Source organism: Marisediminitalea aggregata (genome assembly GCF_900129565.1).
GTDB lineage: Bacteria > Pseudomonadota > Gammaproteobacteria > Enterobacterales > Alteromonadaceae > Alteromonas > Alteromonas aggregata.
The window spans coordinates 106,345-128,145 of sequence record NZ_FQWD01000001.1 but is presented as its reverse complement, the minus strand read 5'-3'; the positions used below and the strand labels follow the sequence as shown (position 1 = coordinate 128,145).

At 47.0% G+C, this 21,801-nt stretch carries 21 protein-coding genes; 14 read left to right on the top strand and 7 right to left on the bottom strand.

What is annotated here, in order from left to right; translation table 11 throughout:
- Positions 1 to 47: 47 nt before the first annotated feature.
- Both BUB81_RS00575 and BUB81_RS00570 read left to right on the top strand, forming a co-directional pair.
- Positions 48 to 809, top strand: a complete 762-nt coding sequence (locus BUB81_RS00575; RefSeq protein ID WP_073316761.1) for a 3-keto-disaccharide hydrolase — start codon at positions 48 to 50, stop codon at positions 807 to 809.
- A 149-nt stretch (positions 810 to 958) separates the two neighbouring features.
- A complete protein-coding gene (locus BUB81_RS00570) occupies positions 959 to 1,291 on the top strand; it encodes a DMT family transporter (RefSeq protein ID WP_073318557.1) in 333 nt (110 codons plus the stop codon).
- Between the two features lie 64 nt (positions 1,292 to 1,355).
- Here the strand turns inward: BUB81_RS00570 and BUB81_RS00565 are convergent, their stop codons facing one another.
- On the bottom strand, positions 1,356 to 2,339 hold the full coding sequence (locus BUB81_RS00565) for an alpha/beta hydrolase (protein WP_073316759.1): 984 nt from the start codon (positions 2,337 to 2,339) through the stop codon (positions 1,356 to 1,358).
- Positions 2,340 to 2,524: 185 nt separating this feature from the next.
- On the opposite strand from BUB81_RS00565, the gene BUB81_RS00560 reads away from it, so the two are divergent.
- The 6 genes from BUB81_RS00560 (at position 2,525) to BUB81_RS00535 (ending at position 11,197) form a co-directional block, all read left to right on the top strand.
- Positions 2,525 to 2,767 (top strand): DUF2164 domain-containing protein, encoded by a 243-nt coding sequence (locus BUB81_RS00560; protein ID WP_073316757.1) that lies wholly within the window; start codon positions 2,525 to 2,527, stop codon positions 2,765 to 2,767.
- A 138-nt stretch (positions 2,768 to 2,905) separates the two neighbouring features.
- Positions 2,906 to 4,090, top strand: coding sequence for an energy transducer TonB (locus BUB81_RS00555; protein ID WP_073316755.1), 1,185 nt, complete (start codon positions 2,906 to 2,908; stop codon positions 4,088 to 4,090).
- A 166-nt stretch (positions 4,091 to 4,256) separates the two neighbouring features.
- Positions 4,257 to 5,000, top strand: a complete 744-nt coding sequence (gene rluF / locus BUB81_RS00550; protein ID WP_073316753.1) for a 23S rRNA pseudouridine(2604) synthase RluF — start codon at positions 4,257 to 4,259, stop codon at positions 4,998 to 5,000.
- Positions 5,001 to 5,045: 45 nt separating this feature from the next.
- Positions 5,046 to 5,921 (top strand): DMT family transporter, encoded by an 876-nt coding sequence (locus BUB81_RS00545; protein ID WP_073316750.1) that lies wholly within the window; start codon positions 5,046 to 5,048, stop codon positions 5,919 to 5,921.
- Between the two features lie 35 nt (positions 5,922 to 5,956).
- Positions 5,957 to 6,586 carry a LysE family translocator gene (locus BUB81_RS00540; RefSeq protein ID WP_073316748.1) on the top strand — a complete coding sequence of 210 codons (630 nt, stop codon included), beginning with the start codon at positions 5,957 to 5,959 and terminating at the stop codon, positions 6,584 to 6,586.
- Positions 6,587 to 6,766: 180 nt separating this feature from the next.
- Positions 6,767 to 11,197: a cache domain-containing protein gene (locus BUB81_RS00535; protein ID WP_139241461.1), complete on the top strand. Its 4,431-nt coding sequence runs from the start codon at positions 6,767 to 6,769 to the stop codon at positions 11,195 to 11,197.
- Positions 11,198 to 11,222: 25 nt separating this feature from the next.
- On the opposite strand, the gene BUB81_RS00530 is transcribed toward BUB81_RS00535, so the two are convergent.
- A complete protein-coding gene (locus BUB81_RS00530) occupies positions 11,223 to 11,765 on the bottom strand; it encodes a hypothetical protein (RefSeq protein WP_073316744.1) in 543 nt (180 codons plus the stop codon).
- Between the two features lie 203 nt (positions 11,766 to 11,968).
- On the opposite strand from BUB81_RS00530, the gene rpsF reads away from it, so the two are divergent.
- From rpsF to rplI, 3 genes are read left to right on the top strand one after another with little or no spacing between them, the layout of a single operon-like run.
- Positions 11,969 to 12,364 (top strand): 30S ribosomal protein S6, encoded by a 396-nt coding sequence (gene rpsF, locus BUB81_RS00525; protein WP_073316741.1) that lies wholly within the window; start codon positions 11,969 to 11,971, stop codon positions 12,362 to 12,364.
- Positions 12,365 to 12,376: 12 nt separating this feature from the next.
- Complete coding sequence (gene rpsR / locus BUB81_RS00520; RefSeq protein ID WP_073316739.1) at positions 12,377 to 12,604, top strand: 30S ribosomal protein S18; 228 nt, start codon at positions 12,377 to 12,379, stop codon at positions 12,602 to 12,604.
- A gap of 27 nt (positions 12,605 to 12,631) precedes the next feature.
- Positions 12,632 to 13,084 (top strand): 50S ribosomal protein L9, encoded by a 453-nt coding sequence (gene rplI / locus BUB81_RS00515; protein WP_073316737.1) that lies wholly within the window; start codon positions 12,632 to 12,634, stop codon positions 13,082 to 13,084.
- A 92-nt stretch (positions 13,085 to 13,176) separates the two neighbouring features.
- Here rplI and BUB81_RS00510 read toward each other — a convergent pair whose 3' ends face one another.
- From BUB81_RS00510 to BUB81_RS00495, 4 genes are all read right to left on the bottom strand, one after another.
- Positions 13,177 to 13,902: a 3TM-type holin gene (locus BUB81_RS00510; protein ID WP_073316735.1), complete on the bottom strand. Its 726-nt coding sequence runs from the start codon at positions 13,900 to 13,902 to the stop codon at positions 13,177 to 13,179.
- Positions 13,903 to 13,912: 10 nt separating this feature from the next.
- The gene (locus BUB81_RS00505; RefSeq protein ID WP_073316733.1) at positions 13,913 to 14,452 is read right to left on the bottom strand and encodes a glycoside hydrolase family 108 protein; all 540 of its coding nucleotides are present in this window, start codon (positions 14,450 to 14,452) and stop codon (positions 13,913 to 13,915) included.
- A gap of 72 nt (positions 14,453 to 14,524) precedes the next feature.
- On the bottom strand, positions 14,525 to 15,004 hold the full coding sequence (locus BUB81_RS00500; RefSeq protein ID WP_175555751.1) for a gamma-glutamylcyclotransferase family protein: 480 nt from the start codon (positions 15,002 to 15,004) through the stop codon (positions 14,525 to 14,527).
- Positions 14,973 to 15,614 (bottom strand): MOSC domain-containing protein, encoded by a 642-nt coding sequence (locus BUB81_RS00495; RefSeq protein ID WP_073316729.1) that lies wholly within the window; start codon positions 15,612 to 15,614, stop codon positions 14,973 to 14,975. Before BUB81_RS00495 ends, BUB81_RS00500 begins: the two co-directional genes overlap by 32 nt.
- A gap of 146 nt (positions 15,615 to 15,760) precedes the next feature.
- Between BUB81_RS00495 and BUB81_RS00490 the strand changes: the two genes are divergently transcribed.
- Genes BUB81_RS00490 through BUB81_RS00480 form a run of 3 tightly spaced genes read left to right on the top strand, consistent with a single transcriptional unit; the run spans position 15,761 to position 17,819 of the window.
- A complete protein-coding gene (locus tag BUB81_RS00490; RefSeq protein WP_073316726.1) occupies positions 15,761 to 16,336 on the top strand; it encodes an RNA polymerase sigma factor in 576 nt (191 codons plus the stop codon).
- Positions 16,323 to 16,829 (top strand): hypothetical protein, encoded by a 507-nt coding sequence (locus BUB81_RS00485; protein ID WP_073316724.1) that lies wholly within the window; start codon positions 16,323 to 16,325, stop codon positions 16,827 to 16,829. Before BUB81_RS00490 ends, BUB81_RS00485 begins: the two co-directional genes overlap by 14 nt.
- Before the next feature lie 15 nt (positions 16,830 to 16,844).
- On the top strand, positions 16,845 to 17,819 hold the full coding sequence (locus tag BUB81_RS00480; protein WP_073316722.1) for a DUF4097 family beta strand repeat-containing protein: 975 nt from the start codon (positions 16,845 to 16,847) through the stop codon (positions 17,817 to 17,819).
- Between the two features lie 277 nt (positions 17,820 to 18,096).
- Here the strand turns inward: BUB81_RS00480 and BUB81_RS00475 are convergent, their stop codons facing one another.
- The gene (locus BUB81_RS00475; protein WP_073316720.1) at positions 18,097 to 21,747 is read right to left on the bottom strand and encodes a VCBS domain-containing protein; all 3,651 of its coding nucleotides are present in this window, start codon (positions 21,745 to 21,747) and stop codon (positions 18,097 to 18,099) included.
- Positions 21,748 to 21,801: the final 54 nt, after the last annotated feature.

The following is a 21,801-nucleotide window of genomic DNA, read 5'->3' as shown; positions in this document are numbered from 1 at the left end:
TGGGTTCGAATCGACGCTTTTAGACACTAAAGAATAATAGGACCTTAATGATGCATTTAAACTGGTCAGTAAAAAGTACGCTTGCCCTGTGTGTGTTGGGCACTGCAGGTTTTGCAGTGGCACAGGGGCAGGCTCTCGAACCCTGGCAACAGGCGCAGAAAACCGAAGTATGGGAGCCTGTTCCGGAAGCCGTCAGCTCACCTGCTAACGGCGTGCCGTCAGACGCTATCGTATTATTTGATGGCAGCGATCTGAGCGAGTGGGAGTCAGTAAAAGGTGGCGCAGCTGAATGGACCGTAAAAGATGGCGTATTAACGGTATTGCCGGGTAAAGGCGACATTAAAACCAAGCGCGACTTCTGTGATGTGCAATTGCACGTTGAATGGAAAACACCGACAGACGTAGAAGGGATGGAAGGTCAGCAGCGTAACAACAGCGGCATTTTCTTCCAGCAGAAGTATGAAATTCAGGTATTGGATTCATACAATAACCCGACGTACCCGAATGGTCAGGCTGGCTCTGTTTACAAACAGACTATTCCGCTGGTAAACGCAATGCGTCCACCGGGCCAGTGGCAGGAGTACGACATCCTGTTTACCGCGCCACGCTTCGATGGTGAAGAGTTGGTGTCGCACGGTTACGTAACGGTTATTCACAATGGCGTTGTTGTGCAAAATCACACAAAAATTCTTGGTACGACAGAGTGGATTGGCGCTCCGAAAACCATACCACATGGTTGTGCACCTATTCAGCTACAGGATCACGATAACTTCGTGAGCTTCAGAAATATCTGGATCCGCGAACTGTAACTGCTAATACCTTGTTCTCTGTTAAAACCCGGCTTTTGCCGGGTTTTTTGTATTTATTGCGCAGAGATTGGCATTAAATACAAGGCTGCAATTTGTATAAAGTATTAGCTACACTTTACGCCTTATTTCTTTTGTTCATGTATATCTATATGAAAAACTGGTTGTTCCTCGGCATTGCCATTGCTTGTGAAGTCATCGCCACATCGAACCTTAAGTTAAGTGAAGGATTCACGAAATGGCTTCCTTCGACCCTGGTAGTCGTGGGCTACGCCGCTGCGTTTTATTTCTTGTCGTTAACGCTCAAAACCGTTCCTGTGGGCGTTGCCTATGCGGTTTGGTCTGGGCTGGGTATAGTCGCAATTTCGATAGTGGCGTGGTTTGCTTTTGGGCAAAAGCCTGACTTGTGGGGCGTGGTAGGAATGGGGTTAATAATAGCGGGTGTGGTGGTGCTAAATACGCTTTCAAACACCACTGCGCATTAGCCCCTAACGTATCAATTCATCAAGGCTTATATCACGCCAGGTAATATAAGCCTGGTTTAACCTTTTATTGTTGCCAAAGCCATCGTAGTCCCTCAGGTAATAACGCGCCCGGGTGCGAGTCGTTATGTTCTCCGTCGGTCCAGACGGTCTTCAGCGCGTATCTTGGGCCAGCAATATTTTGTACATCGGCGTGGCGATTTGCATAGCGAATTGCTGCCGCCATTTGTTGGTTAGCTAAAAACCAGTTACCCCATTCATTGTCGAGGTCGTTAACGCCGTCTTGCATAAAGATACGCAAGGGGCGAATGGGCTCTCTGCGGATTAATGCGGGATAATCCTGTCCACCAGTCTGCATGTCAGGTTCATCGGGGCGATAGCCAATTGAAACGAAGCTGCCTATTGAACTGTATACCTTGCGAAAGTAATCTGGCCTGAACCAGGCTGCCGTAAACGCCGCTATGGCCCCACTGCTGGTGCCGCCGATGGCTCTTTGGTCGGGATCGTCAGTTAAGTGATACTGCTTTGCAATGACAGGTATCATCTCTTCTATTAGAAACCGTGCATAGGTATCGTTTACGACATCGTATTCCTGCCAGCGGTGATTGGGGTTGCTCCAGCCTAAATCGTTCGGGTAAGCGTCAGATAGATTCCCCGGTGTTATGAATAACCCTATGGTCACCGGCATTGCTTTTTGTGCAATCAGGTTTGCCATTACGGTTTGAATTCTTATTGAGCCGTTGGGGTTTGTCGCTCTGTGACCATCCTGAAACACCAATAAGCTGGCAGCTTCTTTTGCATCGTATTGAGCTGGCACGAATACCCAGTAGCGTCTTGAGGTACCGGCATAAATGTCACTCTTAAATTCGAACGGACCTTTCAGTTCTCCTGGTGGCACACCTGTTTGCAGAAAGTGGTCTTTGGTAAGTGAAACGTCTGTACGAATACCTTCCGAAAGTGTTGAGCTATTGTTGTTAAGCGATGAATGAGCATGGATGCTGGCTGGAAAGGCAAGTAGCAATACTACCTGGATTAGCTTGTCGATACGCATACTCTATCCTGGTAAGTTGTTTCCGACGCGGGAATAAGCAGGTTAATACAGATCAAAATAGCGGCAATAAGATTCCTGCACAAGTAAGGATGAGTATGAAAATTATTTTCTGCTTTTCTTTATTTAATAAAACATTAGGGGCAACATGTTAGGTTTGTAACACGACGATTACGCGAGCCAGAATAGTGAGTGAGATTACGTTTGAACCACAACAAAAATCGGGGCTGGTAGACAAACTACAGCGTTATTTTGAAGACGAATTAAGTACTGAATTAGGGCAATTCGACGCTGAGTTTCTATTGGATTTTATTAGCAAGGAAATGGGCGGCACTTTTTACAATCAGGGCATTCGGGATGCGCGTGCTGTGTTTGAAGCTCGGGTACAGAGTATCGACGAAGACTTGTACGCCATAGAGAAGCCAGATTGAGTGCGACTAGAATGGAGCTTCTCTTTTAAAATTAAATTAAGTTGCATTTGTTATCACTTAGTATAATTTGTATTTGTAGGTTGTTGATTTTTATGGGGCTGTAATGATGCGGTCTTATATTTATACAAGGGATATAGTATGCAAATTCGTAAAGTTACGTCCGCGGTTTTATTAGCTAACATGTGCTTTGGTTTTCAAGCCTCAGCTTCGGTTACGAATTCTAATCAGGTGCTGCCGGTGTCTTCAGAAGCGACTTTTTGCAGCCAATCACCAGATACGGTTGAAAAGTCTGTGCTTAGTTTTGAGCTTGCCTCAGCTTATTTGAGCGATGGTGAATTTAATAAAGCGCGAAAGGAAGCAGAGAATGCAATTGATTTGTCAGTGAGTTGTTTTGGCAGATTGAGTAAAGAAACCGTGCTCACTTCAGCAAAACTGTATGGTGATTTGTATGATTTTGCGGTTAAACAAGGCGACAAACATACAGCAATAAGTTATCAGAAGTCACTTAAAGGAGTTATTGATAATCTGTCTGAAATAACGGTTGATTCTAGCGATACGTTGGCAACGGTGTACTCGGAAATAGCATTACAATTAGAATCATATCGTCTTCCCGTTTTATCTGCGAAACAATCAATAGCCTTCGCTGAAACGTCTGCACAGCTTGCATATAAAGCATGGGGAAACGATGATACCCGTACAATTAAACAATTCTTCGAATTAGGGCGCTTGCAATATACCAGCGGTCAGTATGATGTTGCAGCTCAGACTCTTACTGGTGTGATAGCATCACTCGAGCGTATATTTGACTACAGTCATCCGTGGGCCTTGCAATCACACGTCATGATCGCTGAAGCCTTGGCAAATGACGGCCAATTGGTTGAGGCCATACAGCACAGCCAGCAAGTTGCACAAATGAAGCCTTGGCAGGACAACATTGAGCCCATATTGTTATTGAAAAAGACGCCGGATAAACCTAGGGCCGCAATGAAGTTTTTTGAAGATGCGCACGTTACCATTTCCTTTGATATTAACACGAATGGACAAGTACAGAATGCTCGGATTATTGATCAATTTGGCGGCAAACGTTTTACTGCAAAAGCACTTGAAGCTTTGAATGAATGGCGTTTTTCTCCCAGGATTGTTGATGGTGAGCCGGTGATTGCAAATAATCAGACTGTCACGTTTGACTTTAATGATGCCTTTTTTGAAGAGGCTGAACCCAGCCGGCTAAAAGCATCAAGGAGTCAGGAGCATTTTTATGAGAGTAAACGTTCTACATTAATCCAACGTGAAAATCGCAATATGGGCAATAGTGTATATTAACGTTAGAAGCCCAATATAATAAACCCTGGTACTTGAGATAGTGCCGGGGTTTTTCAATGTTTCACCGGATTGTTTATTAGCCATTTATCAATAACACCTGACTTCGGTTATACTCCCGTCTCCCTTTCATTCTTTGCAAACAGCGCAACAGTCAGGACATAGAAACATGAGTGCAGATCAGCCCAAGCGTCTCAATAAGTACATTAGCGATACTGGCTTTTGTTCGCGTAGAGAAGCAGACAAGCTGATTGAACAAAAGCGTGTCACCATCAACGACAAACAGCCTGAGCTAGGGACCAAAGTAAATCCTGGCGACAAGGTTAAAGTAGATGGCAAGGTGATTGGCGCAGTGGCAGAAGACAAGTCTGATCGTGTGTATATTGTCTACAACAAGCCTATTGGTATTACCTGTACCACAGAGCGGCACGTTAAAGGGAATATCATTGATGCCATTAAACACAAAGAGCGCATCTTCCCGATTGGTCGCCTGGACAAGCCTTCTGAAGGACTCATTCTGCTGACCAGCGACGGCGATATTGTGAATAAAATCCTGCGCGCAGAGAATGCCCACGACAAAGAATATGAAGTTACCGTTAACCAGCCGGTTAGCCCGCGCTTTTTACAGAAAATGGCGAAAGGCGTACCCATTTTAGGCACGGTAACCAAGCCCTGTACACTGAAGCCCAGAGGCAAGTTCAGTTTTAATATCATTCTTACCCAGGGGCTTAACCGCCAGATTCGCCGTATGTGTGAATTCCTCGGTTACGAAGTGACTAAGCTAAAGCGGACTCGCATTATGCACATCACTCTGGGTAACCTGCGCCCGGGACAATGGCGCAACCTGACTGCACAAGAGTTGAAGCAGTTAAATGATGCAGTGAAGCACTCCCGAAAAACCGCCAGCAAATAACGCCAACAGGTTTATTTATTGCCTTAATAACACGCAGAGAATGTGATGACGGGTGAAATAGCCGCTTTAACTACAGCGCTCTGCTGGGCTATCGCCGCCCGGCTTTTTCGATTATTAGGGCGTTCGTTTTCTCCCCTTGCCATGAATTTTTGGAAGGGCAGTATTTCCATTGTATTACTCAGTATTGCTACGCAATTTTTCTTACCTTCTGTGAGTTTGCCCCCGTCTGCTTGGTACTGGTTGTTGCTCAGTGGCGCAATTGGGATTGGTTTGGGCGATACGTTTTTCTTTCAGGCACTGAATAAAATTGGTGACGCCCAAACTATGCTGGTGGCTGAAACTTTGGCCCCCATTGTTACGGCGTTATTGGCCATGGCCTGGATTGGGGAGTGGCTTAGCTGGCAACAATGGTTGGGAATTGCCGTGGTGATCGTGTCGGTAGACATGATTGTGAAGCTGCAAAAGCGCTCTGCGCTCGAACTGTTTTCACTATCGGGTTATGTATTCGCGGCGTTGGCAGCGTTATGTCAGGCAGTGGGAGCCGTGATCAGTCGCGACATTCTGGTAAGTTACGAGCTTGACGCGTTCAACGCCAGTCAAATCAGGCTCATCGGCGGGCTGGTAATAATTACCTCACTAATGCTCGTTATGAAACAGCGGTGGCTGCCTGAAACCGTCAATGCAATACGAACCTGGGGGCTGTTTTTTGCAACCACACTTATTGGTACCGTAGTGGCTATTTATCTGCAAATGGTGGCGTTCTCTGCAACGAAGGCCGCGGTGGTGCAAACCTTGTTTGCCAGCAGCGTAGTCTTGTCATTGGGTCTGGCCTGGTTGCTGGGCGAGAGAGTGAGTCGAGCCACGCTAATATGGTCACTTATTGCGCTGGTAGGGGTAGCTATTTTGGTATGGCTGGCGTAGATTCAAAGCTGTTATTTTTCGTTAGGGGTTAATCCATGGACGCCACCAATCTTTGGGCATTTGTGCTTTCTTGCCTGTTACTCAATATTCTTCCCGGGCCGGACTCGCTTTATATTATTGCAAGGGCTGCCAGTCAGGGGGCGAAAGCAGGAATTGTAGCAACACTGGGTATTATTAGCGGTGTGAGTGTACATATTCTTGGCGCAGCGGTTGGTCTAGGGGCATTACTTGCCACATCGGCTTGGGCATTTACCGCAGTGAAGCTGGCCGGTTGTTTGTATTTGTTTTATCTGGGCATTAGTTTGCTTATAGCTAAGCGCGAGAAAGAAACCGAGCAAAAGCCCCATATCAAACCGGCAAGTTTGCGCCGAATTTACACCGGTGGTGTGCTCACCAATGTGCTCAACCCTAAAGTGGCACTGTTCTTTTTAGCCTTTGTGCCGCAGTTTATCCCAGCCGATGTTGTGAATAAAACCCAGGCGTTCATTACCCTGGGTGGCGTATTCGTTTTTACCGGCACGTTGTGGTGTATTTTTCTGGCACTTGCTACCGCCTTTATGCGCAATAAGCTTGGCGGTGTAAAAGGATTAGGGTTTTGGTTAAACAAAGCCGCTGGTGGGTTGTTTGTTTACTTTGGCGTGAAGTTAGGGCTGGCAAGTGCCTGAATAAAGCCTGCCGCTTATAAGCGCCACTTCTTGGGATTAACCGCTTTATGTCGAATTGGTATTACCAAGGTTTGCTTTGTTAATAGAATGATCTTACGATTCGGCATGAAATTTTATAACGTTTAGTGGTTACTGCAGTTCGTTATCGATTGGATAAAACGTTGAACTGGCAGGACGCTTATGACACCACTCAAACGGAATTTGTCCCGACTCATGTTTATCAGCCTGGTGATCGCGCTTGGGGTCACCATTTCAGGCTTTATTTATTATTTCAAAATGAGCAGCAATGAGGATACCCTCAATACGCTGCTATTCAGGGAACTCAACCAGGTTGAAGGTAGCTTGCTTCAAAGCCTGGAGAAAGTGCAGGCTACCCTGAATTATTTGCTTCCAGAGAATCATTCTGAGGACAAAGCTGCGGATCCTCAAAAAGCCGCTATCGACCTCGACAAGTTACAAAAAAATATCGAGGACGCCGTTAAAAAACTGCAAAACTCACCGGATCTGGTTGATATTGAACAAACAGGAAAGGTTAGCCAGGGGCCTCTTTGGAACTCAACGCTAAAAGAGTTTAAGCGCTTTTCCTTCTCTATTTCTGAATACAATGAAGCTCAGTTTACCGGACGGTTTACAACATTTGACTCCACTATTTCGGTCAAATTAAAAAGCAGTATCCACCATGCCTTAAAAAAGACGATGGCCCGCTTTCAAACCGTCTTGCTTGTGGATCAACAGGGTACAGCTTGGTCCGTGGTGAATAACAGTGAGCAATTCAGTAATGAGTCAGAACGAATTATTCGAAAAGTTGAGCACTTCCTGCAGCGCTCAGTACCAGCTGAAAATCAAAGCGGAGACCAGTCTGAGGATAATGCTGAGAGTGTACTGGTAACCGGAACAAGTTTTGTGGATACGCGTTTAAGTACGGGAAGTGTTCGTATTTATGTGCACCCTGTTTTAAGCACTGGGTTGAACGAAGGCAGTAGTGCTTATTACTTATTGGGTATCATTGATAAGAAGACGATCAACGAGAGTAAACTCCAGTTACCGCCAAAACTACTCATGTGGCTGATCCTCGGGTTATTGATGCTGATAGCTACAGTGCCCTTACTTAAACTGCGGTTTGTCAGCAGCACATACGCCATTCAAAAAACAGATAAAAGCCAGATTGTTATTGGGACGTTGTTTGCCGCGGGTATCCTGAGTATCGCCCTGGTACAACAGTTGTTTTTCAGTTACTACGACACGTTTAAACAAGAGCAACTGACTCACCTCCACCAGAATATTCGAAACGATTTTAAACAAGAGCTCGAAACGATGTTTCAATCTCTCGGTAATCTTTCATTTAATGAATGTGAACTCTATAAAGATACAGAGCCCTATAAGCAGAAAATCTGCGGCGCACAGCTATCAGGAGATAAAATAGTCAGTCAAAGTGGTATCGAGTACTTATCTCTGTTCGAAAGTATTGCTGCGGTAAATGAAAAGGGCAAAGTGGATACGGAACTGCTGTCGTTCCATTCATCCAGACAGTTGGCTTTTAGGAAGGAGCTAGACCTGTCAAAGCGCGAATACTTTAAAGCAGGGATAGCCGGTAAATTTTGGATCCATCAATGGTCAACTAAGTTGCCCAACAAGCAGTCGAAAACGTTTATCCAGCGATTTTATTTACAGCGTTTGTTTAATATCGAAGACGGGCGAAGAAATACACTGATATCCATGCCTTTTGGTGTAATAAACGGATTGATTAAGAATACCAAAAGCGCGCCGAACATTTCAGAGCTGCTGAGCTGGGTTGGGAAAATGCTCGCGAAGCTAAAGACCTTTCAGGAAAGCGAAAAAATAACCATAACTGGCACGCGATTCTCAAGTTTAGTTGACCGCATCCCCCCTAAAAATTTCAGTTTTGCGGTGATCAATCAGAACGGAGACGTGCTTTTTCATAGCGATGATTCGCTAAGCTTAAACGAGAACTTTTTTACAGAGTCAAACCGGAACCCTGAATTACTCATAGCTGCCGAGCACGGCTTAAGCGCGAACCCTACGCCAATAACGTTAAATTATAAGGGGGTGAAGCACCAGGCGTTAGTCGGGCCTCTTATTCCTGTAGAAAACGAAGATCACGCTGCGAAGTCGCTGCCCTGGCAATTAGTGGTGTTCTTTAATCCGGAAGAATTGCAAAACAACAACATGATCCTGGTATTTCTGGCGGTGTTCTTATTTATGCTGGTGATGGTCCCGGTCTTTTTGTGGTTGCGCTTTGTTACACATCAGCGGTTTTGGCAGCAACTTGTGTATTTCGACAAACAAAGGCGAGAGCAATATCCTGCCTTCGCGTTGCTTTTGTTCGCTGCGAGCTTTTGTATTCAGTATCAAATGGGGGTGATCGAGCCCTTGGGAAGCCGATTGTTGCTTTGGGCTGCGCTTGCATTCGGTGTGGCGGTGTTCTTTGTGCGCCAGTTCAAACTGGATTTTTCACAGTATTTTGTCTCAAAGCAACCTCTGGTTGGGTTTGGCTTTATGCTGGTTGGTTTCCTGGTTGTGTGCGGGATTAGCTGGTCTTCGCAAAGTTGGGAACACAACACGCCACTTAACTGGCTATTTTGTTTAATCGGTATAGGGTTGCTCGCGGTAGCCTATTTCGTCTGTACGAAGAAAGCGATGCCGAAGAATCTCAAGCCTTGCTTGCAATACGCTTCTGAAAAACGTGAAGCCAGGCGTTATACAACCGGGTATGTCTGGTTTTTGTCTGGTTTGATTTACTTTGCAGCAGCGGTACCCGCATCGCTCATTGCCTACTCTACTCACGACTATTTATTGGAACAGCAAGCGCACTTTGAAGAGCAGCATGCCAAACAGACGTTGCAGGCACGAGACGAAAGTTTCAATAAATACAAAGCGTATTTAAACGGAGGGCCTTGTTTAGAGGAAGATGTATTCCCGTGCAATCTTAGGGTAGAAAGGCCTCTGGAAACGGTGCTTCAATCCTTCTTTCCGGGATCTGTTACGAATTCGGAAAATAATACGGCAACTTTTTCGGGACTTCAGTGGGTAGAACTTCCCCCTTCACCGGATGACAAGGAAGCTGAAGTTGAGCATGAAGCACATAAAGGCGATGTCCTTATAGCCGGTATTCTTAGCGCGATTCCAAGTGAAACCGCGTTTGTCAGCCACTTAACTTACTCTGCAAAGCAAGTCGTTGACACGCATCACCCAGAAATGCACGGCGAACAAAAACTGCATTATAACGCCGACCATTTGATGCTAAGAGCGATTGTCGATGGCGGTTGGGGGATCATGTTGTTTATTTCCCTGTTCACGCCATTAACGATTTATTTCTGGACCAGAAAGTTACTGGTTCAGCGGTTGATGGGTGAGCATATCTACGATCAGTACAGGGTGAGAAGCGATTGTGAAGCGCAGGACAACATGCAATCTGGCTTTCAGGTATTCAAGGCGTGTCCCGATGATGCCAAGCATTCCCACTTAATGCTGAACGCAACACGTATGCAAGCTCAGGCTTACCTTCAGGAACACGATGATGAAAAAGGCTTACGAGTGCATCCTAATATTCATTTTTATGGCAATGCAGTGCACCGTTTAACGCCTTCTTTAGAGAAAGTCGCTGAGCAATTTTTGTTTCTCACCGAACTCTCTCAACAGATCAAAACGACCTTGTCTGACGGGGAATATTACCTTGTGGCAATATCCGGCATTGAACAGGTCAGTTTAAATGCCGAGCTGCGCAAAGATGCACTCGACTTGTTATACGAGTTACACGTTAATCCTGCAGTAATCCTCGTAATAGTGGCAGAAACGGCACCACTGTACCGAATTCTGAATCCGGGCTGTTATTCAGAGCAGCAAGACATTACGCCGCCAGATACGGATGAAAAATCGGCGTGGACGAAGTTGTTTTCAGAATTCAGCAAACACTATGTATGGTGTCCGGTGAAGAAATCCATGTTGGACAATCCCTTCGATATAGGCAATTTGATTGCTTACGAGTGCAACGCATGGCAGGAAATACAGCATTTAGATGCTGACTTCTTACGCTACACAGAAGAGACCCGGTGCGCAAACGACGGTGTGTCGCCGTGCTCTGCTCCCGAACCACGCAGGCCATACGAGCTCAACAATTACTGGCAGCCTGAACAAGTGATTGAATATATGCTGGTGTATGCGACACCGCTTTATCGCAGAAAGTGGGAAGAGTGTACGCGGCAGGAAAAACTCATCCTGTGGAAGGTGGCTAATGGCGCCAGTATTAATCCATCAAATGCTATGGTAATAGAGCATTTGGTACGCCGGGGCTTTTTATACCGACACAAAGGTTGGCATTTGGTTAACGAGAGCTTTCGCCGTTTTATTCTGGTGGCTGAGGATGAAGCAACAATAAACGACTGGCTGGATAATGCCGGTACCGGCACGTGGAACGTGTTGAGAATTCCTATTTTTGCCCTTTTACTGGTATTGCTGGTTATCTTTGTTTATTCGAGCGGGAGCTCAATGAATTCACTGTTGAGTGTGGCCACGGCCACCCTGGGGTTAATCCCGTTACTGCTCAAGAACATCAGTTTGTTAAAAGGTAGCGGGGCCGGTGAGATAGAGTAAAAAAGGCGTTTACCCTAAAAGCCGTTTACTTCCTGAGCTTTTTTACCCAGTCGGGCACGCGTTTCTTAAACCGATTGGGGTGTTCCGGCGACTCGATGGTGGGGTTGGCTTTCTTCAACGCGTCGTATAACGCGGCTCTGTCCAGCCTGTGATTTATCAGCATTAGCTGGTGTGACTTGCCGTCTCTCAGGTGCATTCTGGTGGTGTGGAAGTCCTGTTGCACGTCCGTAGTTTGGGTAATACTCAGGATATCTTTTACTGCCACTTCAATAGTCAGGCTCGAAAAGTACGGGTCGTGATAAAAGAAGGTGGACGGCGTTACAATAACCTCAACGGCTTCATTCTTTTTATACAAATAAAAAGCCCCGGCAAGTAAACAGAGTACAACGACCACAATAGCAATGTCGGCCACTGCCAATAGCTCCTGTACTGCGGTATCGCCCTCAGGCAGAAACTGGTAAGCAGCAGCATACATAGCAAGCGCAACTACTATGTTTAAGCCCAATATTTTGGCGGTGTCTCGCTGCCGGCGATGATATGAAAATAACACGACTCCGTTGTGTTTCATGGAATTGTTCCTGCGTTGCTAGCTAACCTCTAAGGTTAGCCGATTTACTGACTGCATTATGCTTTTATTCGCTTAGGTCGAATAATTCTTGTGCAGCCCGCTATTCACCTATATAATGCGCGCCCTTACAGCCAACCAAACAAGTTCCTTGTCTCCATGCAGCTGGCTGTTCTGCCGAGACTACAACCGTAAGGAGCGTATTAATGCGTCATTACGAAATCGTATTTATGGTTCACCCTGATCAGAGTGAACAAGTACCTGGTATGATCGAGCGTTATACCACTATCCTGAAGCAAGAAGGTGGTCAAATCCATCGTCTGGAAGATTGGGGCCGTCGTCAACTGGCTTACCCAATTGAAAAGCTGCACAAAGCACACTACGTGCTGATCAACGCTGAAGCAACTGCTGAAGCTGTTGCTGAGCTGGAAACTGCTTTCCGTTTCAACGACGTTATCCTGCGCAACATGGTTATGCGTACCAAAGGTGCCGTAACTGAAGCTTCTCCTATGATGAAGGAAGAGCGTCGCGAACGTCGTGAAGATTCTGCTCCTCGTGGCGAGCGTGCAGAAAAATCAGAAACCGCTGCAAGCGAAGAATAAGGAGAATTAACCATGGCTCGTTTTTTCAGACGTCGTAAATTCTGCCGTTTCTCTGCAGAAGGTGTTACTGAGATCGATTACAAAGATATCGCTACGTTGAAAAACTACATCACCGAAAGCGGTAAAATTGTACCTAGCCGTATTACCGGCACCAGCGCTAAATATCAGCGTCAACTGTCTAGTGCGATCAAGCGTGCGCGTTTCTTAGCGTTGCTTCCGTACACTGACTCTCATAAGTAATTTGGCGAAGAATAAGGGGTAGCATCGATGGAAATCATCCTACTGGATAAAATCGCCAACTTGGGCGGTCTGGGTGACACTGTCACTGTTAAAGCTGGTTTTGCACGTAACTTCCTTTTCCCACAGGGTAAAGCAGTTCCTGCAACTAAAGCGAACGTTGAAAAATTTGAACAGCGTCGTGCTGAACTGGAAGCGAAAATTGCTGAGCAATTGGCTGCTGCCGAAGCACGTGCTGCTAAAATTGCTGAACTGGGCGAAGTTACTATTGCTGCACCAGCTGGTGAAGAAGGTAAACTGTTCGGTTCTGTTGGTACTCGTGACATCGCAGATGCAATTACTGCAGCTGGCGTAGAAGTAGCTAAAGCAGAAGTTAAACTGCCTACTGGTACTCTGCGTGAAACTGGTGAATACGACATCGACGTGCAATTGCACTCAGATGTAATGGCAACTGCTAAAGTTGTAATTATCGCTGAAGCATAATTGCTAAACGATTTGAAAAAACCGCGCTCAGGCGCGGTTTTTTTATGTCTGCAGTGCCAAGCACAGGGTTATTAGTACATAGCAATGTAAACCTAGCGCCGGCCTAGTTTTCGAGGACCGAACTTTCGGCGAGCTTTTAAGGTTTCCGGTGTTTCGTTTAGCATTTCAGCAACCTTGTTGCTAAGCGCTTCTTTGTTCGCTGCTTTTTGTCTGTCGTCGCCAGGATCGGTAACCGCATGCTGCAGCGCGGTCTCAACCACTGTGTTAATTTGTGCTGCGCGACTCTTGTCAAAGTCGCTATCCTTTGCCGCGCTGTCGCCTATTAACCGGTCAGGTTCATCATTGTCAATTTCCAGCTTTCTGAATTCAGCCTTGGTTTCAATCAGCGCTTTGACAGCTTGCGCCTGAGTTTCGCTAAACCGGAACTGCTGACTTTTTAACTGCATTCGGCCACCAAAATAAAAAGCAATAATGACACTGAGTAAGGTCCAGTAGCCGTCGGGTATGGCGCTGATGGCGAGGGTTATTTCAGCCAGGTGAGTAGGTGAAATATAAGCAACCACAAAAATAAACAGGATCAGCGATACGATCATAGGACGTATGAGTCGATTAAATCCGTCTGCCAGTGAATCGACCCAATTGCGATTTTCCAGTTTATTAAACTCAGCCTGATAAGCGCGTAACAACGCCATTTGTTCGTCGGCTGAACGCTGAGCGTCCTTTTCCTTATTCGTGGTAAATACACCCGCAACGGTTTCGACGCCTTTTGACACCGATGTGGCAATAGCTGAAACCGGGTCTTCCAATAACTTGCTCATGTTCGCCTCCTTATGCGATGGCCTGATAAGGCAGGAAACTTCTTGCCCGGGCCAGCCAACCCTTCAGAAATGCCTGTTGTGTGTCGTCGTTGGTAACAATTTCTACATAGAACATCTGACGTTCTTCTACCAGTGCAACCAGCATCCATTCATCCAGCGCTTCAAGGCAGGCAAATGCCTGCGCCTTGGTTTTAGGTCCCATTAAGCCATCAACCGATAACGGCCCAAAGCCGGCATCGTTACACACTTCCTGCAGGAACTTTATAGCGCGCCGGGGGCCGTGATTTACCGCGGAGTCAAACAAGAAGGGTTGTAAGGCGTCGGGGAGCTTGTCGATACGGGGTTTTCGGTAGTAGTTAAGCTCGTAGATATCACGGGCGGTTTCGATATCCATGGCTTTTACCATATCCGCGGTCACGACGACTTCCAGATAGCGAGACAAGGTTTTTTGAGTGATCCCAAAGTTGGTAGGGCCACCCCTGTCCGCCGGGTGATTCACATAGCCACCTTCTTTGGCGAGGATGGCATCAATCATTGTTTTTACGTCCATGCTGTATTGTCCTGTGTAATAATTGTTCAAATAATAGACAATAAAAGCGCGTGCGTGAAGCGATTTGCAACGTTAAATAGTGACCGGGCCCGGACTCATGGCAAGAGGATTCGAATTCGTCATAAGGGCTCTATCGGCAATGTTTAGTAATCGGGGAAGCGAATGGCGGGTTAAACCGGATGTTGTGAAAGGTTTGCCTTTTGCGCCTCGTCGGGTGTACGCAAAAACTGTCATTCGGGTATAACCTCGTTTTACCCGAACACACTCCCGGTGGTAGTAAGGCACGTCCTCCCAGTCATCACAAATGGCAAGTTGTGGCGCAGTAAGCCAGAGAATACTGCCTTTAACCCTCGCACTGGAGTGTGGGGTGATAAACCAATAGCCGTCATGGCTGAGTAGGCGTTGCCAGCCGACCAGTGTAGCGGGTCGGGGATGAATATGCTGGTCAAATAACGTTTTCTGTAACGCCGGTAACAGCAAGGTGCCGTAGCAAAACACGGGCACCTTACCGGAAGGGTGTTTATTTAGCGGCTTTTGCGGCAGCCTTTTCACATTTACCCCGCCATTCGTCATCTAATACCGGTATGTCGACAAGCTTTGCGGCGTGACTAAAATACTCAGGGTTATAAACAGTACGCATCAGTTCACCAACGCTAACGGTATTGTCAGCCCGTTCCAGTAACGATACTGCATCACCCACATTAATCACGCCGGTCTGTTTTACGCGGTAGTACCAGCCTGTTACGCCCTGATTTCCCGTAAAACGGTCCAGATTGGGTGTTTCAAAGCGATGATTAATTTTGTTGCATGGCGCTCGAGGCGCGCCTACCTCAACAATGACATTGCCAAAGGCGTACACATCACCAATAAACACATTTTCGTCAGTCATGCCGTCTACTGAGATATTTTCACCAATACTGCCGGGCAGCAGCTTGTCTGCCAGATCAGGGTACTGAGCTTTAATGGTGTCATAGCTTGCCACACTAAACTGATGCAGAACTTTTTCAGGGCCGCCATGTAAACGCAAATTGGCTTGTTGGTCTTCGTCGGTGCGATCAACATGCACAGTGAGTTTGTCCACCGGCTGTTTGCAAATCGCCGATAGTGCCTTTCGGGGGCCAAGTGGAGCAGGTTGCCCCGCATACAAAGCAGAAACAATCACAGCAGCATCCTTTTTTATAGATTAACGGTTATTATGGTAGCGGACTTTTTTATGAAAAAAAATGAAATGCGATTTAAACCTTCGCTAAAAACGTTGCGACTAATGCCCTGTAACAACAAGAAAATAACGAAAGAGAGCCCAATGACATGACAGTCGGCCAGGGAAATGTAGTGGATGCTACCGACGCATTTGCGCAACAACAATTACAGCAGCACTTGCAGGCAGCGATGCAAGGTGATGTGCAAGCTTACCAGCAGCTTTATCAAAAGTATGTGGGGCAAGTGTACGCGCTGAGTTTACGACTGACCGGTGATGCGGCGCTCGCTGAAGATGCTACCCAGGAAGTGTTTGTTCAGGTGTGGCAGAAGCTGGCTAACTTTTCGCAGAAAAGTCAGTTCTCAACCTGGCTGCACAGCGTAACAGCCAACGTAACGATATCGTATATGCGCAAACAGCGAGGCTGGTTTCAGCGTATGTTCGGGCTCGACAGTGCGAATGAGCAACAAATTACCGCGAGTGAGTCGTTAGACTTATCGCAACTCGACAAATGTATTTTGAAATTGCCCGAGCGGGCCCGACAGGTGTTTGTATTACATGCCATAGAGGGGTACCGGCACGAGGACATTGCCGACATGCTGAATATGGCATCAGGTACCAGTAAAGCGCAGTTTCATCGGGCAAGACAGTTATTACAGGAGTGGTTAGGTGATGACGACCAATAAATCACAAGACAGCTTACAGCAACAGCTAGCGTCGCTCCCCCAAGACGTACAGCCTGGTCGCGATTTGTGGCAGGGCATTGAACTGGCGATTACTCAGCAGCCTTCAGCCACGGACAAGGCTAAGCCTAAGTCCTGGGTATACGGCGCAGTAGCGGCAAGTATCTTAGTGCCGGCCGTAGCTGTGTGGATCAGTATTTCAAGTTTATCAGGTCCGGTAGAGCCTGGACTCGACAGCGCAGCGTTAATTGCGCAACTGAGTGAACAATACGAAAGCCAGAAATCGTCACTGTTGGTAACGTACCAGGACAAACCTGCGCTTACGGATAACTGGCAGAGCCAGCTAACGGAACTGGAAGACGCGGCTGCCGCAATAAAGTCGGCGCTTAAACACGACCCGAATAATGTAGCCTTGCTTCGCATGCTACAAACTGTATATCAACAACAAATTGACCTGATTGAGCGAGTGCACGCGCCCAAATGGCAACAAATTTAACTGTGAGGATAGATCATGAATATGACGTTTAATTCATCTTTGCTGCGCCGAGTTGGTGTAGGTGCAATCGTGCTGGCGGTATCAGGAATGGCCTGGGCACAGCAAAAAGTCGATCAGACGCTCGACACCAGCAGTTCGCCAACGGTGGAAATGGAGCACGTGTACGGTAAAGCCGAAATCAAAACCTGGGACAAGGATCAGGTAAGGGTAAGCGGTACCTTGGGCGAGTTAACTGAAGAATTTACCTTTGAAAAACGTGGTAATACCGTGGTCATCGATGTTGAGGTGAAGAACAATCATTATCGCTGGGAAGACAAAGACGACTCAAAAGACGACCTGGTAGTTTATGTACCGGTGAACAGCAAATTGTCTTATGAAACCGTGAATGCCAATGTAAAAGTAAGTGGGGTGAAAGGCGGTACGTCAGTGGAAGTTGTGAACGGCAACATTTTGCTGGAAGACCTTGCTCGCCGCGTGAACGTAGAGTCGGTTAATGGTGATATCGAGGTGATTAACGTATCGGGTAGCCTTGTGATTGAGTCGGTGAACGGCGATATGGAAGTGCAGCACGTTAGTGAAGACAGCCTGGAAGTAACCAGCGTGAACGGCGAGATTGACCTGCAAAGTAACAGCAGAGAGATCTCACTGGAAACAGTGAATGGCAACTCCAAGCTGATGCTGGGCAACGTCAGTGAACTGTCGATGGCGTCGGTAAACGGCAATGCAAAAGTTAATATGACGCTGGCCAAAGGGGGCGAAGTAGAAGTGGACTCGGTAGGCGGTCGTATCGAATTATCCTTCCAGTCTGATGTATCTGCCCGTTTTGAAGTAGAAGCGCATGCAGGTGGCAAGATCATTAATAACCTGAATGACACCGAAGTCAAAAAGTCAAAATATGGCCCGGGCCGTTGGATTGATTTCACCATGGGCAGCGGTGAAGGCAAAGTCAGAGTGTCTACCGTGAATGGCCGGATCACGCTGGACAAGTAATCGCGGATGTTTGTTTTGAACAGGGGGAGCAGTATGCTCCCTTTTTTAATGCGTGCAGGCTAAAAAGGCGTTCTGACATTATCTGTAAAAGGCATCAGTGAGCCGGTTAGTTCTGACTGAAGATAACTTACTATATACGTTAATAGACAGGCGAGGTCGAACTTAGCAATTGGTATGTCATTAGTGGGGAGCAGTTTTAGAAGATAAGACTCCCCTCGATAGAGGGGAGTATTAATTTGAGGAGGTTTCCCGCCTTACTTTCGTTGTTGGACGCTACTTATTCTACGCCTACCACAGCTTCAGAGGTAGAAGAGTTGTAGAGCGATGCTGCATTGTCGGTATCAAGAGAATCACCTTCAAGGTATGATTCAAAATCATCCATAAATACCTGCGTAGAACCATTGGTATCTGAGTAGATTGTGAAATTATCTACCGATACCACGCCTGTGTCTGGTCTTGTTCCACTGTTATCTCCAAAGCGAACGGCAATGTGTGTAACGCCACCTACGGAGTTATTATCTGGTGTGAATCCGTCGGTGGTCATTCTTACGCCATCAACTTCAACGGTAACCAGTGGGTTCACTTCCAGGTTACCTTCAGGGTATTCCCATGTCACAACCACATTCATAAACTGGTCGAGCACGACAGTGGCGGCAGACGTGTCTATATCACTTGGGCTGCGAAGGCCGAAGCTATCGTCTCTGATACGCAGGTCCAGAATAGCACCGTCGTTGTTTGTGGCTGAGTTAAACAGTGTGATAAACGCATCACCGTCACCCAGGTCATCGTCAAGACGTTTAATTGCTACTTCAAATCGACCTTGTGCTAACGGGCCTTCGTCACCCAGCGCATATCTTAGTTCACCCGTATCAGAAGCATCTGTATCGCGGATTTCAGCAAACTTGTTGCCCTCTGTGCCCGGGCCACCGACATCACCAATGGTTTCTACCGTTGCTTCTGAGGTGCTTGAGTTGTACACAGAGGCAGGGTTGTCTGTATCCAGTGAATCGCCATCAAGATAGGATTCGAAATCATCAGAGAAGACTTCAGTCGTACCATCGGTGTCAGAGTAAATAACAAGGTCATCAATGGTAAACGTGCCAGTGTCAGCTCTTACGCCACTGTTGTCACCAAATCTAAAGGCTACATGCGTAACGCCGCCCGTTGCGTTGTTATCTGGGGTGAAGCCTTCAGCAGTGAAACTAACACCATCAATTTCAACAGTAACCAGCGGGGTAGTTTCCAGATTACCTTCCGGGTATTCCCAGGTGATAACCACATCCATGAACTCACCCAAAATGACAGTTGCTGCAGAGGTATCTACATCACTTGGGCTGCGCACACCGAAGCTATCGTCTCTGATACGCAGGTCCAGAATAGCACCGTCGTTGTTTGTTGCTGAGTTAAACAGTGTGATAAAGGCATCGCCGTCACCGAAATCATCATCCAGGCGCATAACAGAAGCCGTTACTCTGCCAGCCGCAAGCGGACCATCATCGCCTAAGGCATAGCGCAATTCACCGGTGTCGCTTGCATCGGTGTCTCTAATCACCGCAACCTTATTAGCACCACCTGTGTCACCACCCACACCCGATATGGTAATTTCAACCTCAGCAGTGGTGCCATCAACAGAAGATATTGTGATGGTATCTGTTACGCGTTCACCACTAACCAGTGCTGCGATGGTGGGGTTGGCTGTATCTACAGTATATGTCCAAGAGCCGTCTTCCATGATGGTAAACATACCGTAAGTACTCACGGTGGAAGCCGGTACAATGAATGCTTCGCCAGCATCTGGGTCGAGCACACTGACCATGCCCGTGGCCGGGTCAACCGCATCGCTTGTTGTGGCGCCTTTTAAGTCAAAGAATACCGCTGGCGTTGGCTCTGCTTCGCCATCACCTACGTCAAATACCACAACTTCAGAGTAGATTGCCAGACTGTATTGACTGGTATCGCCGTCCAGGGTTTCACCGACCGCGTAATTTTCAAAGTTGTCTTCAAATACCGCAGTAGTACCGTCTGTATCTGAATATACCGCAATGTTGTCAACATAGAACGAGCCAAAAGGAATGGTTCTGTCGTTATCTCCAAATCTGAACTGAACAGTTTTTACGCCATCGGCGAACCATTGATCTAAATCTGTAAAGTCAGAATCAACAACGGCTGCTGTCGAGAACGAGCCGCCACCGATGACTTCACCGTTAATGCTCACGGTCAGCTGTTCGGCATTGTCCATGTTCCAGGTAATTTCTACGTCGTAGAACTGCTCTTCAACAAAGGGGGCGGTAACGATTGAACCCGGGTAGGCATCGCTATCCGTATTTCGTACTAAGAAGCGAGGCTCAATAGCTAAGCCTGAGCTATCGGTTTGATTGCCCTGAATGCGCAAGTCGATAAGAGACTCACTTGAACTGCCTGAGCTACCGTAGAGGGTAATATAAGCATCTTTAATGTTACCATCGCTGCCAAGGGCTTCTTCTTTTGAGAAAGAGGCCATTAACTTGCCTTGACGCAGGTTGTCTACGCTAAATCTGATTTCACCAGTGTCACTACCTGTATCTGAGATTTTTACTACTTGCGTCAATGCTGCCACGCGAATGGAAATCTCGGCTGTGGTGCCATCCACAGATTCAATAGTGACGTAATCGCGCACAGAGTTGCCGACTTCCAGGTTGGCCACGGTTTCATTTGCAAGGTCAACGGTATACGACCATTCCCCATTTTCAGCGATGCTGAATGAGCCATAATCAAGCGCTACATCAGTTTGAGCGACGATGGCATCTTCTAAGAAGTTAGGATCATCTACCGTCACAAAGCCAATGAGAGGAGCTGTTGCTGTATTTTCAACCGTACCTGCTAACGTTCCACCAATGATAGCGGCTACCGGCGTGTTGTTGTAACCAATGGCAGCGCCAACAAGGTCGAGAACTGAGGAATCTACATCACCTGCTACAGCCGATGTCGTTTGTAGGCTGATTTGCGCCATTTCGAGTGCATCAAGATTGTCTTGAGAGAATGCCCCATCAACCAAATCAGTAGCAAGTTCAGCCAGTAGTGCAGCCATATCGTTGTCTGGATCGTTGGCATCTAGAGTAGATAAGAGGGCAAGCACTGAACCGTATCTGTCGGCATTTTCAGCGCCTTCAGCCCCCAATGGTGTTACACCGATAGCGGTGGGTGTTACCTCGGAAGCGTCAAAACGAATACCGAAACGCAGGTGATAAGCCGCCGCTACATCAGCATACGTGTTTAAATCTGACGCTGCGCCTTGCACAGCTATTTCAGTTAACGGTGATACCACATAGGTAGGCGCTGGCGTATCTGCATCGCCTTCTACAACGTTCAGTACTGAACGCAATGCTGGAGCGTCTAGCGTGTTGCCCGTGGCTTCATCAAGGTAGGTTCCACCTGTACAAGATACCAGGCCTGTTCCTTCAAAATGCACGTCGGTGAATGTCACACTTCCGGTTTCGTCGGACGTTGCTGATGCCTGAGCTGGCGTTATAGCTACGCCAGTGTCGTCAACGGCAAAAATGTCACAACTAGCACCACTAACCGGACCTTTAACCACATTAGCTGTGACATTCAGCGTAGGATTAACCGTTGATGTTGATGCGCCAACCCCTTCGGTGAAACCTGCTTCATCTGTATAGTTGGCAGAGACAGAAATTACCGTACCTTCGTCAGCCTCTGTAATGGTGTAAGTTGGGCCGGTAGCGCCAGTAGACCAGGCGTATTTCAGTGTATCTTCGATAATGCCATCGGGATCGCTTGCCGTTGCAGTAAGCGTAACGCCAGCAATAAATTCGTCTCCCGATATGGTAATACTTCCTCGGCTATTTTTGTCTAATTCTGCATCATCACTGCCTGAACAGCCCGCTAAGGCAGTTGCGGCTATGACGGGTACAAATAACTTTTTAACCATGCTTTCTACTCCTGAAAGTTCCATTCCCAAGTGTTGTGCTACTTTTTTTGAGAG

Coding starts and splice junctions, on each gene's coding strand:
- BUB81_RS00575 (WP_073316761.1), top strand. CDS start 48: ATGATGCATTTAAACTGGTCAGTAAAAAGTACGCTTGCCCTGTGTGTG.
- BUB81_RS00570 (WP_073318557.1), top strand. CDS start 959: ATGAAAAACTGGTTGTTCCTCGGCATTGCCATTGCTTGTGAAGTCATC.
- BUB81_RS00565 (WP_073316759.1), bottom strand. CDS start 2,339: ATGCGTATCGACAAGCTAATCCAGGTAGTATTGCTACTTGCCTTTCCA.
- BUB81_RS00555 (WP_073316755.1), top strand. CDS start 2,906: ATGCAAATTCGTAAAGTTACGTCCGCGGTTTTATTAGCTAACATGTGC.
- rluF (WP_073316753.1), top strand. CDS start 4,257: ATGAGTGCAGATCAGCCCAAGCGTCTCAATAAGTACATTAGCGATACT.
- BUB81_RS00545 (WP_073316750.1), top strand. CDS start 5,046: ATGACGGGTGAAATAGCCGCTTTAACTACAGCGCTCTGCTGGGCTATC.
- BUB81_RS00540 (WP_073316748.1), top strand. CDS start 5,957: ATGGACGCCACCAATCTTTGGGCATTTGTGCTTTCTTGCCTGTTACTC.
- BUB81_RS00535 (WP_139241461.1), top strand. CDS start 6,767: ATGACACCACTCAAACGGAATTTGTCCCGACTCATGTTTATCAGCCTG.
- BUB81_RS00530 (WP_073316744.1), bottom strand. CDS start 11,765: ATGAAACACAACGGAGTCGTGTTATTTTCATATCATCGCCGGCAGCGA.
- rpsF (WP_073316741.1), top strand. CDS start 11,969: ATGCGTCATTACGAAATCGTATTTATGGTTCACCCTGATCAGAGTGAA.
- rpsR (WP_073316739.1), top strand. CDS start 12,377: ATGGCTCGTTTTTTCAGACGTCGTAAATTCTGCCGTTTCTCTGCAGAA.
- rplI (WP_073316737.1), top strand. CDS start 12,632: ATGGAAATCATCCTACTGGATAAAATCGCCAACTTGGGCGGTCTGGGT.
- BUB81_RS00510 (WP_073316735.1), bottom strand. CDS start 13,902: ATGAGCAAGTTATTGGAAGACCCGGTTTCAGCTATTGCCACATCGGTG.
- BUB81_RS00505 (WP_073316733.1), bottom strand. CDS start 14,452: ATGGACGTAAAAACAATGATTGATGCCATCCTCGCCAAAGAAGGTGGC.
- BUB81_RS00490 (WP_073316726.1), top strand. CDS start 15,761: ATGACAGTCGGCCAGGGAAATGTAGTGGATGCTACCGACGCATTTGCG.
- BUB81_RS00485 (WP_073316724.1), top strand. CDS start 16,323: ATGACGACCAATAAATCACAAGACAGCTTACAGCAACAGCTAGCGTCG.
- BUB81_RS00480 (WP_073316722.1), top strand. CDS start 16,845: ATGAATATGACGTTTAATTCATCTTTGCTGCGCCGAGTTGGTGTAGGT.
- BUB81_RS00475 (WP_073316720.1), bottom strand. CDS start 21,747: ATGGTTAAAAAGTTATTTGTACCCGTCATAGCCGCAACTGCCTTAGCG.